Here is a 13,650-nt window from a genome sequence, read left to right as displayed (position 1 = left end):
CAAAAAGCACCCATCCACCGGAATAAGGCAGACAAGATGCGAGTTTGACCTGACAAATAGAAACACTGACAAAAAATTTGTCACTGAATTATTCATCCAAAAAAGGAATCTCCAACACAAACCAAACGATTCATGCCGGGGATAAAAATTGGCATTTGACAATCAAGTGCACACTATTGAGTTCTCAAGGACCAGACACTCCCCGTACCGACCAAACCAATGGCCCTCCGAAAAGCAGTCCAACAACCAAAACCCGTAGATTTCGGTTAACCGCAAGCGAATCAACCAGGCCAGCGATGCTGCCCGGCTGCGTTGCGGCGACAAGGGATTACATTACGCCGATCCCCACTCAGACGCAAACCGAGACCAAAACACGGGCGTGTTCCGCCTCACGCACTCACCCTTCGTCAATCGCGCGTTCGAGACGTTCAAGCTTTCCGTCGAGTTCGCCCTCAAACCCGGGGCGGATGTCTGCCTTGATCACCAGCGAGACTCGCGCACCAAATGGCATCACTGCCTCGGTTGCACGCTTCACAACGTCGAAGCACTCATCCCAGGTACCCTCAATCTCCGTAAACATGGAAGAGGTGCGGTGCGGCAGCCCTGAATCACGCACCACGCGCACTGCCTGTGCAACTGCCGGCGATACCGACCCGTCAGCGAGGCCTGCTGGCCCACCGCTTGGTGCTACGGAGAACGCAACGATCATGTTTTCACCTTTCAAGACTGTGAGCGCGAGGCTCGTGTTACTCCTGCCACCATAGCGACGCAGGTCTGACTATGCCTGCGTCGCTACATCCTGGCGAATACAGCATTCGCGGGCGCATCCACTGCCCACCCAGACAAGCTGTACCTCTGAGCTGGGTTGTGCCACCTCGGCGGATCCGCCTTTTCAGCCTGTTACTGAGCCGCAACCATGTCAGCTTCTGGCTCTGTCGATGTTGCCGAGTTAAAGAACAGTCGGTCAACGATCAAGCCGCCGCCAACGCCAGCAAGTAGCGGTAGCACTGTGACATTTTCAACCACAAGAATGAGCAGCAGGAATGCCGCAAGTGGCTTACGCCAGCCAACCGTCACCGTGGCGGCCATGGCTGCAAGCACTGCAGCAGCCGGATCCGCCTCGGGCAACAGCACAGCGCAGGCCGCACCAGCAGCAGCGCCAATGAAGATCAGCGGGAAGATCTCTCCGCCGCGCCAGCCAGCGCCCAAGCAGATGAGCAAGGCAGCGAGTTTGGCGAGCGCAATCACCCAGAGGAAACCGCCCTCACCTTCGGCGAACAGTTCGTTCACCACGCCAAGGTCGTGATGTCCAGAGAAGCGCACCAGTGGCAGCAGCGCGGCGAGCCCAGCAAATAGCAGTGTTCCGACAACCGTCAGGAGCCATGGGCGGCGCACAGCCGATGTGAACGCTTCCAACCTGCTGTGGAGAACCCGGAAAGCGGCACCGAATACTGCACCCACCAATACCGGCACCAGGATGAGCCATCCCACACCGTCTGTTGCCTCCGGCAAAGGAACACGCGTGACGCCCTCGCCACCAAAGACGTTACGCGCAACAAAAATGAAGACGAAGAAGCCCGATACGCCCGCGATAAACGCGGAAAGTTTGCTCGGTGTGAGCAGATCTCCTTCCAATGCTGCTGCCGCTGGAGGCGAACCGTAGAGGCCGCCCAACGATCCTGCGGCGCTCGCTTCTGAGATCGCCCTCACCTGCGCTTCGTCGCGTGCAATCAGACGGGAGACGATCGAGGAGCACTGCGCAACCACAGCAAGCAGTCCGGCCTCTGGACCGATCGCGCCACCGAACGCGACCGAAACGATCGCAACCAATGCGGTCACAGTGATGGTTCGGCGCGATTGCAACCACGGATGACGAGTATCGCGGATCAGCTCATCAACAGTCTCTGTGGGCGAAAATCGTGCGAGCACCAGCAGCAACGCACCACCCGCCAAGATCGTGAGCACGATCCGCAGCGGCCCAACGGGAGCAGTACCCCAGATGACGTGCTGTAGCCACATCATTCCCTGGAAGGTGAGGATCGTAATCAGCCCAGCAAATCCGCCCATACCGACGGCTGTCACGACGGGACGAACCCGCGCCCGAAGTCGTGTCCAGACCGTGGGCTTCGGCTGCGGTGTTGCAGCGGTCATTCTGCAATCCCGTCAGGTTTGGTCTGCACAGTCGGCTGGCCACTCACTGGTTCCGGCGTGATTTCAGACGTCGGCACCGGTGCTTCCGCATGTGTATCGGCAGGGTCGGACTTCTTCACCGCCAAGTCACTTGCAGCAAATGTGTCACGCGCCGAAAGCGATTCACTCGACACATGCGGTTCGGGCGATTCAGGGGTGGCACTCGGTGCCTCCTGATCCGCCGGTTCCGCCACTTGTGGCTCCGAACCCTCGTGCTGACGTTGTGCGATGCGCGAGAGTTCGACACCCACAAGTCCGACAAAGAGCAGGTCAAAGAAGAAAATACATGACACGATGACACGGGCAAGCTGCCCCACAGCATGGATGTCGCCGTAGCCTGTCGTGGTCATTGTGGTGAGGGTGAAGTACAGCGCGTCGATGCGCGTTTCGATCCCAGAGAACTGGCCTGGGAGCTCAGTAGCTACGGTGTAGATTCCGAGCGCACACACCACTGCCACGATGAGGAGCAACGCCAGCAGGCGAAAGAGATTACCGCTTCGTCGGAACATCCTCACGACGACTCCAGTGAGGAGCAGCGAGGAGCCGATCGCTAGTGCGATCAACCACCAAGCTGTTCCTACGTCATCGTCGTGTGTTGCGAGGGGGACGGTCGCGAAGAACGTGCCCAGGGCGATAACCAACCCGGCGGTGCTGAGGGTATCGCTGGCGACCCCTGCCTGCTGGCGCGTTGGCCTCTGTTGCTTACTCACCCCACCATGTTTTCATGTTTGAGGCCTGCCGTCATCGGGTCAGTCGGCAGTGGTCGGGATCGGACCGGTCTTCGTCGGACGCGGCTTGAACGCGAGCGTGACCACCGCGCCAACGAGGATGACGACCGCGGGAAGAATCATCGACTCTGCCATGGCGCGGGCGAAGCCCTCGCGCGCGATCTCGGGAAGCGCTTCGACGTGCGCGCCGGTTCCGCTGGCGGCCGCGTCTGCACCGAGGTGCGCAGCGAGGCGCGAGGACATCAGTACCGCCATTGCGGCCGAGCCAAGCACCGCACCGATCTGGCGGGTGGTGTTGTAGACGCCCGATCCGGCGCCGGCGAGCTGCGGCTTCAGGCTGAACGTCGTGATGGCCGCGAGCGGACCCCACATGATCGCGTTCGCGAGGCCGAGCACGGCGCTTGGGACGAGGAGGAGCCAGATGGACGCATCCGGGGTGAGCCAGAGCATGTAGAGGCCGAGGCCGACCGCAACGAGCAGCAGCGCAATCGGTGCGAGGCGGCGCGGATCATGGTTGTCAATGTAGCTGCCGACGGGCTTTGCCAGCGCAGCAGACAGCACGGCCATCGGCACAAGCATGAGGGCCGACTGGGTAGGGGTGAGTCCGCGGACGAGCTGGTAGTAGAACATCAGCGGCAAACTCATACCGGTCACGGTGAAGCCGACGGTGGTGATCGCGAGCGAGCCGACCGAGAAGTTGCGGTCGCGGAACAGCTCAAGCGGAAGCAGCGGCTCCCCCTTCTGCACCTTCTGCCACCAGACGAAGATCGCAAGCACCACAACCCCGGCGATGATGACGCCCCAGACAGAGATCGGACCCCAGATCTGGCCCCAGTCGAAGGACTCACCCTCCTGCACGCCGAAGACGACCAGGAAGAGGCCAACCGCACTCAGCACCACACCCAGCCAGTCAAAGCGGCGCTGGTGCTTCTCAAGCACCGGCACGTTGCGCATCGCGAGATAGAACGCGATCACACCAACGGGGACGTTGATGAAGAAGATCCACTCCCAACCCGCAGCATCGAGCAGGAAGCCACCGAGGATCGGGCCGACGAGCGTCGCAACGCCAGCAGTGATGCCCCAGACCGCCATTGCTGCACCGCGCTCACGCGGCGCGAAGATGCGGGTGATGACCGCCATCGTCTGAGGTGTCATGAGCGCTGCACCGAGGCCCTGGAAAACACGAGCGATGATCAGGAGCTCGATCGAGGGCGCGAGACCGCACGCAAGCGATGCGAGCGTGAAGAGCGTCAGGCCAATGAGATAGACGCGGCGCGGGCCGAAGCGGTCGCCGAGGCGGCCAGTAATAAGCAGCGGCACCGCGTACGCGAGCAGGTACGCACTCGTCGCCCACAGGGTGAGCGTCATTGTTGTCTCGAGACCAGCCATGATCGTCGGGTTCGCGACCGACACGATCGTGGTGTCTACCAAGATCATGAAGAAGCCGAGAACGAGCGACCAGAGTGCTGGCCATGGGCGTATTGCGTTACCGCGGGAATCCAAAGTCACCGAGCAATAGTACGCGCGATTGCTGGAAGGTGGGGCATGAATTTGGCTGCGCTGCACACAAATAGAGAAGGCCCCCGCACCGCGAACGGCGAGGGGGCCTTCTCACAAGCAAGTGAAATTACTTCACAGCAGCCTTGAGCTTCGAGCCAACCGAAACCTTGACGCGCTTGCCAGCGGGGATCTCGATGGTCTCGCCGGTGCGGGGGTTACGTCCGGTGCGAGCAGCGGTGGTCGCAGTCTCGAACGAAATCCAACCGGGGATCGAAACCTTCTCGCCTGCAGCGACGGTCTCCGAGACAGCCGAGAAGAGGCCATCGAGGACGCTCGAAACTGCAGCCTGGCTCTGGCCAGTCTCAGCAGCGATCTTTGCGACGAGCTCGGTCTTGTTGAGTGCCATGTTGTGTCCTTCCAGGGCCTAACCCGAAGAGTTGGCCACTGTTTGAGGTTAAAGAGACCTCTTCGCCGAGAATCGCGAAGGGTCCGATCATGTGATCGCGTACGAATCTACCTCAGTTTGGCGTGATTTCGCGGGTTTCGATAAGAATTTTTCCTCTTTCCAGGCGTTTTTTCGTCGATTTTTCGCCGACAGCGTTCGAAAACACTCAGATGCGAGTAAATAGCTGGTCAAACGCCGGTCCCGTGCCCGGCTGCTCGACCCACGCCGCGACCTCCTCGAAACAGGCACTTTCTGCCGAAATCACCCCTTTCATGCGCATGAAAGACCCCTTTTCGGCAGAAAGCCCCGGTTTCGCGGGGTTGGCTGGACCGGCCGGGTCGGCGCGGTCGGCGCGGGCTGACCCGGCCGCCCGGGGCAAGCGCTCGGCCGGAAAACAAAAGGTGGGTGCGGCCCCGAAGGACCACACCCACCTTTTCAGCGTAAAGCTAGGGAATTACCAAGACGACTTGGTGATACCCGGAAGCTCACCGCGGTGAGCCATATCGCGGAAGCGAACACGGCTGATGCCGTACTTCGACAGAACGCCACGGGGGCGGCCGTCGATGACGTCGCGGTTGCGAACGCGTACCGGCGAAGCGTTACGGGGAAGCTTCTGCAGGCCTACGCGAGCAGCCTCACGGCTCTCATCGGTGCCGTTGGGATCGATGAGGGCAGCCTTGAGCTCGAGACGCTTTGCAGCGTAGCGCTCAACGATAGCCTGACGCTGCTTGTTCTTTGCAATCATGCTCTTCTTAGCCATGTTTAGCGCTCCTCTCGGAATTCAACGTGCTTACGGATAACCGGATCGTACTTCTTGAGCACGAGGCGGTCAGGGGTGTTACGACGGTTCTTCTTGGTCACGTAAGTGAAACCAGTGCCTGCCGTCGAACGGAGCTTGATGATCGGACGTACGTCCTTGTCCTTAGCCATTAGAACTTCACCCCACGCTTCTTCAGATCAGCAACAACTGCCTCGATGCCACGAGCGTCGATCACCTTGATGCCCTTGACCGAGAGGGTCAGGGTCACCTTGCGGCCGAGCGAAGGCACGAAGTAGGTCTTCTTCTGGATGTTCGGATCGAACCGACGCTTGGTGCGACGGTGCGAGTGCGAAATGTTGTGACCAAAGCCGGGAACGGCGCCGGTCACCTGGCACACTGCTGCCATGATGATTTCCTCTCTACCGTGAGACCGGACGGTCTCACCCAAGATTGCTTGTCTGCAGAACCCGAACTGCACTCGCGCACGTTGCCAGGTTCCACGGTCCGTTTACTGGAACTGCAAACGGCCAGTGGCCTACTTTACGGCAATCCCGGGCGATTCACAAATTGGATTCGCGCGGAATCGTGACTGGGAATGTGAGGCGGATCCGCGCCCCCGACACGGTTGTCAGCCGTGCGGTTTACCATGGGTACCGTGAGCGAGCCCAAGATTCTGCTGTATTACGCATTTGCCCCCATCGCCGACCCCGAAGCTGTCCGTCTGTGGCAGACGGAGCTGTGTCGGTCGCTCGGCCTGCGCGGCCGCATCATTATTTCGAAGCACGGCATCAACGGCACCGTCGGTGGCGAGCTTGATGCGTGCAAGCAGTACATTCGCCGTACACGCGAGTTCGGGCCGTTCAACGGCCTCGAGGTGAAGTGGAGCGAGGGCACTGGCTTCGAGCCGGCAGAGCCCGAGATGCTGCACGGCAAGGACCGCCGTGCACCGTGGCGCCGCATCGTAGATTTCCCGAAGCTCAGTGTGAAGGCACGTGACGAGCTCGTGGCATTCGGCATTCCCGAAGAGACCGTCGTTGACGCGGCTGGCGTTGTTGGCGGCGGCGAGCACCTCTCCCCCGCTGGCGTGAACGAGCTCGTTGCCGAGCGCGGCGATGACGTCGTGTTCTTCGACGGCCGTAACGCGTGGGAGGCCGAGGTCGGCAAGTTCAAGGGCGCGATCGTCCCTGACGTGCGCACGACCCACGACTTCATTCAGCAGATCGAGAGCGGCGACTTCGATCACATCAAGGATCGTCCGGTCGTCACCTACTGCACCGGCGGCATTCGCTGCGAGATCCTCTCGGTTGCGATGAAGAACCGCGGTTTCAGCGAGGTCTACCAAATCGACGGTGGCATCGTGAAGTACGGTGAGGCATTCGGCAACGACGGCCTGTGGGAAGGCTCGCTCGCGGTCTTCGACGGCCGCGAGGTCATGGACTTCGCGCCTGGCGCTGAGGTCATCGGCCGCTGCCGCGTCTGCGAGGCGCCCTCGAACCGCGTCTCCGATTGCACGCTGGCAAGCTGCAAGACCCGCTTCGTCATCTGCGACGAGCACGCTGGCGTCGGCTGCGCGGCGCACGCCGAGGCTGCGGCAGGAGCTGGCGCACTGGCGTAAGCGGCTCACACCCGCACACACGAACAGGGGCGCGGATCACCAGGTGTTGGTGATCCGCGCCCCTTGTGCTGTCTGCCCTACTTCTTGTGTGCTGCGCGTGCGCGCATGACTCCGAAGGCGGTGAGCACGAGCCCGCCGAGGCCCCACACGACAAGGAGGAAGGCGGCGAGGCCCGCTCCCCCGGTGCCTGCGGCGACGGCCTGGAACCCGCTGAACGCTGCGCCGATCGGGCTCGCGTCACCAACGGCTGCGAGGCCGGCCGGGACAGTCGAGACGATGCCGACGACGAATCCGACGACGAGGAGCGCGAAGGCGAGGAAGCGACCGAATCCGCCGAGCAGTGCCGAGAGGCCCTGCACGATGAGCGCGAACGCGACGCCAGCCAGCACGGCGAGGCAGAAGAACGCCGCGCCCTGCGCGAAGTCGTACTGCAGCGCGGCCGGGAGCACGATGCCGGCGATAACGCCCTGTGCGGCACCGATTGCGGCTGCCGGACCGGCGGATCGGAGGGTGATCCAGCCGATTCCGCGAGCTGCGTCGCGCGTGCGGCTCCACAGCGGTGCCAGCACGAGGAAGCTTGCGAGCGCACCGGCCCAGAGCGCGATGCCAGCGAAGAACGGCAGGCCAGCGCCAGAGAAGATCTCATCGCTGCCACCCTCGGCCTTCACCGGGGTCACGGCGGTCTTCGCGAGGTTCTCGGCCTGGTCGTCCGTGTAGTTCGGGATGCCGTCAGCTGCCTCGCGCAGGCCGCTCGCAAGCTCACGAGTGCCCTTCGCAGAAGCGTCACTGCCCTCAGCGAGCTTGGTCACACCGGTCGCGAGCTCATTCGTGCCAGACGCGAGTTCGTTCGTGCCGGAGGCGAGGGCGGAGGCGCCTTCGGAGAGTCCGCCGACGCCGGCCGAGAGCTGCTCAGCGCCCTGCGTGAGCTGCTCTGAGCCTGCGGCGAGCGCGGAGGCGCCGTCTGCAATACCGGGGAGTGCGCCCGCGTACTGCTGCGCGCCACCGGCAACCAAATAGCTGCCCTCGGTCAAGCTATCGATGCCCCCGAGTGCCTTGTCGAGGCTCCCGTCCTCAATTGCTGTGATCGCCGCGCTCAAGGCAGCGACCAGCTGATCCTTGTCCACCTCAGGAGGCAGCGGAATCAAGCCAGCGTTAATTGCGTTCAGCGTCGCACGAAGCGTTTCTACGTTGCCCTCGAGACCTGCAAACAGTTGTGCCAGCGGATCTCGGACGGCGGTCAAGGTGTCGCCCACACCGGTTGCGTAGTCATTCACGCCGTTGAGGTAGGTCACCATGCCGGGGTTGTCCCCGCCGTTGCCTCTCACCAGTGTCTGCACCCCAGCCGCGTACCCGTTCAGGCCGGGGTTCGCCGCGGTGCCATCGCCAGAGGTGAACGTCCGCATGCCCTGCGCGAGGCCGGTCGCACCGGTCGCGAGCTGCGCGGTGCCGTCAGCGAGCTCACCAGCACCGCTTGCGAGCTCGGTCGTGCCAGCGGCCAGCTCGGTCGTACCGTCAGCGACGCCCTTCACGCCCGTGGCGAGCTGGGTGTTGCCGTCTGCAAGCTTCTTTGCGCCGTCTGCTGCACCGCCGATGCCCTTGTTGAGTTCGGTCATGCCGCCGAAGAGCGCGCTCACCGACTGCGTACCGAGCTGCTCGTTGAGCACGCGCGTTGCCGTCTGCGTCACGATGCCCGAGAGCGCTGTGTCGATGAGGCGACCGCGGTCGCTTTCGGTGATGTCGATCCGCGCCTGACGTACCTCGTCTGCGTCCCCAGACATCGAGGTTGCCGCGGCAGAGAACGTCTCGGGGATCGTCACGATCGTGGCGTACTTGCCGTCCTTCAGGCCGGCTTCGGCTTCTGCTTCGTCAGTGAGGATCCAGGTGAAGTTCGCCTGCTCACTCGCCTGCTTCGGGCCGCCGATGAGTTCGCCAGCGAGCACTCGGCCGAGCGGCACAAGCTGGCCGTCGAGCTCAACGGGCTCGTCAAGGTTCACGACCGCCGCAGTGACATCCTGCAGTCGCTCGGTGGGGTTCCAGAGACCCCAGATGAAGAGACCGGCGATCACGAACGGCACGAGCACCAGTCCGAGGATCGTGGTCGCGTTCACCGGCTTGCGCCCGCGCAGTCGTGGCAGCGTCGCACTGGTGGTGTTCTGCGTGCTGGTCATCGGGTGACTCCCTCAGTGGACTGGGTCAGAAAAACAATTTCGGTGCCTGTGGGCAACGCTTGCGCCGCGTCTTCGGCAGAACCGATCACGATGAAGATCGGGGCGCTTCCCGCATTGGCGTCGATGAGACCGGCGCCAAGCGCGGATCGCAGGTCGCGCTGCTCGTCGAGCGAGAGCCCGACGACCGCGGAGTCGCTGAGGTCGAGCACGAGCACCGTCGGGCGGTCGCTGAGCGCGGCGCGCACCGTTCCCTGTGTTGCCCAGGCGGATCGGGTCCGCAGCGAGCTTGCACGTTCCGGCATGAGCAGACCGTCAACCTTGAGCGTGCCGAAGCGCACCGCGCGACGACCCGTGCACGCTTCGGCGAGCGCAAGCGCGTTCGGATCGGCCGGTGAGAGCACGAGTGCTTGCCCGGGGGCGACGCGCAGGTGATCGATCCGCGACCCACCCTCGAGACGGAGATCTTCAGCTGCGATTGCGGCGTCAGGCTGGTCATCCGGCCACGCCTCGTGCTTGATCTCGCGAGCAAGGCCCTCACCCTCGACATCGAACGAGGGCAGCACCTTCGCGAGCCACTTCGGCATGCGCCACGCACGATCGCCGAGCAACGCAAGCACCGCGGGAACGAGCGTCATGCGCACGACGAACGCATCGACCGCGACGCCGACCGCGAGGCCGAGCGCAATGACCTTGATCGACGGATCGCCCTCGGGCACGAAGGCCGCAAAGACCGCAAACATGATGAGTGCGGCGGCCGTGACGACCTTGGCGCTGCCGGCGAATCCGCGCTTGATGGCAGACTGCGCATCGGCACCGTGCACGTACTCCTCACGGATACGGGCGACGAGGAACACCTCGTAATCCATCGCGAGACCGAACAGCACGCCCATGAGGATGATCGGCATGAAGCTGAGGACCGGGCCGGTGGACGGGACATTGAGCAGGTCAGCGAACCAACCCCACTGGAACACCGCCACAACCGCACCGAAGCTCGCGCCGACCGACAGTACGAAGCCGAGGGTCGCCTTGATCGGCACCCACACCGAGCGGAACACCATTGCGAGCAGCACGAGTGAGAGGCCAACCACGAGGATGCCGAACGGCAGCAGCGCGAGCATGAGCTTCTCAGAAACATCGATCGCGACGGCGGTGAAGCCCGTCACCGCGAAGCTCACGTCATACTTCTCGACCCAGTCGTCGTGCTTGTCACGCAGGTCGTGCACGAGCTGCGTCGTGCTCTCTGCGTGCGGGCCTTCCTCGGGAACGATCTGGATGATCGCGGTGTCTGCGCCCTGGTTCGGGGTCGCGAGCGGCACGTCTGCGACGCCAGGCATCGCGAGCAGCTCTTCCTTGATGTCATCCATGAGCCCGAGCGGATCGGTGCTCGTGATGATCGAGCCTGTGAGCAACAGTGGACCGTTGCTGCCATCACCGAAGTGCTCGCCCGTCAGCTCGTAGGTCACGCGAGCGGGATCGTCAGCTTCGAGCGACGTAGCGGTGGGGAGCGCGAGGCGCAGATCCGCCGCCGGAATCGTCGCAACACCCAGCACCGCAAGCACGGCCACGATCGTCAGGATCGGGCGCCGCGTAGCGCCGCGCACCCAGCCAGCGAAGAAGCGATCGGCGCGGGTCAGCTTCGGCTCGGGCGGGCCAGCGGGGCCGGCCTCAGCGAGCGCCTTGCGCTGCTTCTTGGGGAGGATCTTCGTCCCCGCCATCGCGAGGATCGCGGGTGTGAGCGTCACCGAGATCGCGACGGCAATCGCCACAGCAACCGCAGCTGCGACACCGAGCGCGGTGAGGAACGGAATGCCAGCGACCGACAGGCCGACAAGCGCGATGATGACGGTGAGGCCAGCGAATACAACGGCAGAGCCAGAGGTGGCCGTCGCGCGCGCAATCGATTCCCCGACGGGAAGGCCAGCGCGCAACTGCTCCTGGTGTCTACTGACAATGAATAGCGTGTAGTCGATACCGACGGCGAGACCGAGCATGAGCGCGAGCATCGGGGTGGTCGAGGTGAGTTCGACGAATGCGGTGACGAAGAACACGCCAGCGACCGAAATACCGACGCCGAGCATCGCAATGATGAGCGGCATGCCGGCCGCGATGAGCGAGCCAAGTGTGAGGATCAGCACGATGAACGCGATGACGACGCCGACTGCTTCTGAGGCGGTAACGCCTGGCACCGCGGCTGAGAAGATCTCACCGCCGTACGAGACCTCGGCTCCCTTGGGCAACGCCTCACGGATATCTTCCGTCACCTGTTCGATGCCGGCCACCGTTTCATCAGCGACCGTCGACATATCTGCCTCGATCTGCACTGTGAGCAACGCTGCCTGGCCATCGTCAGACAGGCCGCTACTCATCAGCTCAGAGAACGGCGTTTGCACGCCGCTGACATCGCGGATCGATTCAAGCTCAGCCGTCGCGTCGACGATCACGTCGCGGTACGGCTCATCTTCGACCGACTTGCCCTCTGGCGCGACCACGATGATCGTCGCGCTCGTGCCACTGACTTCGGGGAAGGTGTGGCTCAGCGACGTGATCGCGTCCTGCGACTCGGTGCCTGGAATCGCAATCGGTCCATTGGCGCCCTTGCCGAAGACCGCGGCACCCGCACCCAAGAGGAGCAGGAGGGCGATCCAGATGGCAAGCACGAGCGCTTTGTACCGGCTGGCCCAGCGGCCAAGCGCGTAGAGAGCTGTCGACATTCTGACCTTTCGGTACGGCCGATACAGTTGTGCATCGACTATTCGATACATAAGTGTATCCGTTTCGATACACTGGTGTATCCGACTATTCTCAGGAACCTCCGAGTGCGGAAGAGATGGGAGAATGGTGCAAATGCTCTCCGAGATACCCGACACCACACACCTCACCGAAGCTGTGCCAAGCGCACGCCGACAGGAGACGCGCGCACGCCTGCTCGATGCCGCGTTCGAGGTGTTCACCGAGACCGGGTTCCAGGCCGCATCCGTTGAACTCATTACGAGTCGCGCCGGTTTTACGCGCGGTGCGTTCTACTCAAACTTCTCGAGCAAAGAAGAATTGTTCGTCGAACTCTTCAACCGCGCATACGCGCAGCGCGCAGCAGATCTGCGCATTCGCACCACCGAACTCATGCCACATCTTGCCGAGCAAGCGTGCCCCATCAGCACCGAAGAAGCGGCCGCCTACGTCGCAGATTTCTTCTTCGAAACCGGTGATGAGGCAAAGTGGTTCGCACTTGAGACCGAATTTTTACTCCTCGCAATGCGCGAACCGAGCGAATCTCTCCACTTCACTGACTTCGTGAGCAAGTTCCGCGCCGAGCTCGCCGACCTCGTTGACGAGATTCTGCACGTTGCTGGCCGACGCTTCTCACTGCCAAGCGAGAACGCAATGATCGTGCTTGGGTCGGTCTACGAACGCTCGTTCCGCATCTCAGCAATCGGCGGCTATGACGCCCCCGAGGGACTCAGCGAACTCGGCGATCGGATTGCAGAGCTCCTCTTTGCCATTACTGAAGAGATTCCAACGTAGGATTGACCTGTGCTGCTCTCAGATCGTGACATTAACGCCGAACTCGCCTCCGGACGCATTGGGCTCAGCCCGAGCGAACCCGAAATGGTGCAGCCCTCGAGCGTTGACGTGCGCCTCGACCGCTACTTCCGCCTCTTCGATAACCACAAGTACGCGGTCATCGACCCCTCGGAAGATCAGCCAGAGCTCACCCGACTCATCGAGGTCGACCCTGAAGAAGGCTTCATCCTGCACCCCGGCGAGTTCGTGCTCGGCTCGACCTACGAACAGGTCAGCCTGCCCGACAACATCGCTGCACGCCTCGAGGGCAAGAGCTCACTCGGCCGTCTCGGCCTGCTCACCCACTCGACCGCTGGCTTCATCGACCCCGGCTTCGAAGGCCACATCACCCTCGAGCTGTCGAACGTCGCAACCCTGCCGATCCGCCTCTGGCCCGGCATGAAGATTGGCCAGCTGTGCTTCTTCCAGCTGTCATCCCCCGCTGAGCGACCCTACGGCTCGGGTGCGACCTTCTCGCGCTACCGCGGCCAGCGCGGCCCGACCGCATCGCGCTCACACATGAACTTCCACCGCGCCGACGTCACTGGCACGGTCGCAGGGGCGCCGGGTAACTAGCCCCCTATAGTTGAGGCTCCTGGACCGATTGGTGCAGGAGCCTCAGCCGTTCCTTCATGCGCGCCGGTTATTTCAGCGTGGGAGTCACTCGGTGCGTGAGCGGCGGA

The 13,650-nt window shown here is 62.8% G+C and carries 13 protein-coding genes; 3 read left to right on the top strand and 10 right to left on the bottom strand.

Annotated elements, in window-relative coordinates:
- Positions 1-397: 397 nt before the first annotated feature.
- The 8 genes from ICM05_RS11890 to rpmB all read right to left on the bottom strand — a co-directional run bounded on the left by ICM05_RS11890 (position 398) and on the right by rpmB (position 6,029).
- Positions 398-709: a thiamine-binding protein gene (locus ICM05_RS11890; RefSeq protein ID WP_188024841.1), complete on the bottom strand. Its 312-nt coding sequence runs from the start codon at positions 707-709 to the stop codon at positions 398-400.
- Between the two features lie 191 nt (positions 710-900).
- On the bottom strand, positions 901-2,151 hold the full coding sequence (locus ICM05_RS11885) for a chloride channel protein (RefSeq protein ID WP_188024840.1): 1,251 nt from the start codon (positions 2,149-2,151) through the stop codon (positions 901-903).
- The gene (locus ICM05_RS11880) at positions 2,148-2,900 is read right to left on the bottom strand and encodes an ion channel (protein ID WP_353055902.1); all 753 of its coding nucleotides are present in this window, start codon (positions 2,898-2,900) and stop codon (positions 2,148-2,150) included. The genes ICM05_RS11885 and ICM05_RS11880 overlap by 4 nt, the downstream gene beginning before the upstream one ends.
- A gap of 39 nt (positions 2,901-2,939) precedes the next feature.
- Positions 2,940-4,427 carry a DHA2 family efflux MFS transporter permease subunit gene (locus ICM05_RS11875; protein WP_353055901.1) on the bottom strand — a complete coding sequence of 496 codons (1,488 nt, stop codon included), beginning with the start codon at positions 4,425-4,427 and terminating at the stop codon, positions 2,940-2,942.
- A 118-nt stretch (positions 4,428-4,545) separates the two neighbouring features.
- Positions 4,546-4,824, bottom strand: a complete 279-nt coding sequence (locus ICM05_RS11870) for an HU family DNA-binding protein (RefSeq protein ID WP_188024839.1) — start codon at positions 4,822-4,824, stop codon at positions 4,546-4,548.
- A gap of 493 nt (positions 4,825-5,317) precedes the next feature.
- Positions 5,318-5,623 carry a 30S ribosomal protein S14 gene (gene rpsN, locus ICM05_RS11865; RefSeq protein WP_188024838.1) on the bottom strand — a complete coding sequence of 102 codons (306 nt, stop codon included), beginning with the start codon at positions 5,621-5,623 and terminating at the stop codon, positions 5,318-5,320.
- A gap of 2 nt (positions 5,624-5,625) precedes the next feature.
- Positions 5,626-5,793, bottom strand: coding sequence for a 50S ribosomal protein L33 (gene rpmG / locus ICM05_RS11860; protein WP_017884003.1), 168 nt, complete (start codon positions 5,791-5,793; stop codon positions 5,626-5,628).
- Positions 5,793-6,029 carry a 50S ribosomal protein L28 gene (gene rpmB / locus ICM05_RS11855; protein WP_188024837.1) on the bottom strand — a complete coding sequence of 79 codons (237 nt, stop codon included), beginning with the start codon at positions 6,027-6,029 and terminating at the stop codon, positions 5,793-5,795. The genes rpmG and rpmB overlap by 1 nt, the downstream gene beginning before the upstream one ends.
- A gap of 249 nt (positions 6,030-6,278) precedes the next feature.
- Here rpmB and ICM05_RS11850 point away from each other — a divergent pair, with 249 nt between their 5' ends.
- A complete protein-coding gene (locus ICM05_RS11850; protein WP_188024836.1) occupies positions 6,279-7,238 on the top strand; it encodes a rhodanese-related sulfurtransferase in 960 nt (319 codons plus the stop codon).
- Positions 7,239-7,315: 77 nt separating this feature from the next.
- Here the strand turns inward: ICM05_RS11850 and ICM05_RS11845 are convergent, their stop codons facing one another.
- Entirely contained in the window at positions 7,316-9,406 is a 2,091-nt protein-coding gene (locus ICM05_RS11845; protein WP_188024835.1) for a YhgE/Pip domain-containing protein, read from the bottom strand.
- Positions 9,403-12,117 (bottom strand): MMPL family transporter, encoded by a 2,715-nt coding sequence (locus tag ICM05_RS11840; protein WP_188024834.1) that lies wholly within the window; start codon positions 12,115-12,117, stop codon positions 9,403-9,405. The genes ICM05_RS11845 and ICM05_RS11840 overlap by 4 nt, the downstream gene beginning before the upstream one ends.
- 133 nt (positions 12,118-12,250) lie before the next feature.
- Here ICM05_RS11840 and ICM05_RS11835 point away from each other — a divergent pair, with 133 nt between their 5' ends.
- Together ICM05_RS11835 and dcd are read left to right on the top strand one after the other, a co-directional pair.
- Positions 12,251-12,928: a TetR/AcrR family transcriptional regulator gene (locus ICM05_RS11835; protein WP_215401777.1), complete on the top strand. Its 678-nt coding sequence runs from the start codon at positions 12,251-12,253 to the stop codon at positions 12,926-12,928.
- A gap of 9 nt (positions 12,929-12,937) precedes the next feature.
- A complete protein-coding gene (dcd, locus tag ICM05_RS11830; RefSeq protein ID WP_188024832.1) occupies positions 12,938-13,543 on the top strand; it encodes a dCTP deaminase in 606 nt (201 codons plus the stop codon).
- Positions 13,544-13,650 lie beyond the last annotated feature (107 nt).

It is taken from the genome of Leucobacter sp. cx-42, assembly GCF_014529985.1.
Classification (GTDB): domain Bacteria; phylum Actinomycetota; class Actinomycetes; order Actinomycetales; family Microbacteriaceae; genus Leucobacter.
Note: the sequence above shows the minus strand (reverse complement) of the source record. Positions and strands in the feature narration are given on the sequence as shown.

What these genes read in the sequence shown, in the direction of transcription:
- ICM05_RS11890 (WP_188024841.1), bottom strand. Translation starts at nt 709, where the DNA reads ATGATCGTTGCGTTCTCCGTAGCACCAAGCGGTGGGCCAGCAGGCCTC.
- ICM05_RS11885 (WP_188024840.1), bottom strand. Translation starts at nt 2,151, where the DNA reads ATGACCGCTGCAACACCGCAGCCGAAGCCCACGGTCTGGACACGACTT.
- ICM05_RS11870 (WP_188024839.1), bottom strand. Translation starts at nt 4,824, where the DNA reads ATGGCACTCAACAAGACCGAGCTCGTCGCAAAGATCGCTGCTGAGACT.
- rpsN (WP_188024838.1), bottom strand. Translation starts at nt 5,623, where the DNA reads ATGGCTAAGAAGAGCATGATTGCAAAGAACAAGCAGCGTCAGGCTATC.
- rpmG (WP_017884003.1), bottom strand. Translation starts at nt 5,793, where the DNA reads ATGGCTAAGGACAAGGACGTACGTCCGATCATCAAGCTCCGTTCGACG.
- rpmB (WP_188024837.1), bottom strand. Translation starts at nt 6,029, where the DNA reads ATGGCAGCAGTGTGCCAGGTGACCGGCGCCGTTCCCGGCTTTGGTCAC.
- ICM05_RS11845 (WP_188024835.1), bottom strand. Translation starts at nt 9,406, where the DNA reads ATGACCAGCACGCAGAACACCACCAGTGCGACGCTGCCACGACTGCGC.
- ICM05_RS11840 (WP_188024834.1), bottom strand. Translation starts at nt 12,117, where the DNA reads ATGTCGACAGCTCTCTACGCGCTTGGCCGCTGGGCCAGCCGGTACAAA.
- ICM05_RS11835 (WP_215401777.1), top strand. Translation starts at nt 12,251, where the DNA reads ATGCTCTCCGAGATACCCGACACCACACACCTCACCGAAGCTGTGCCA.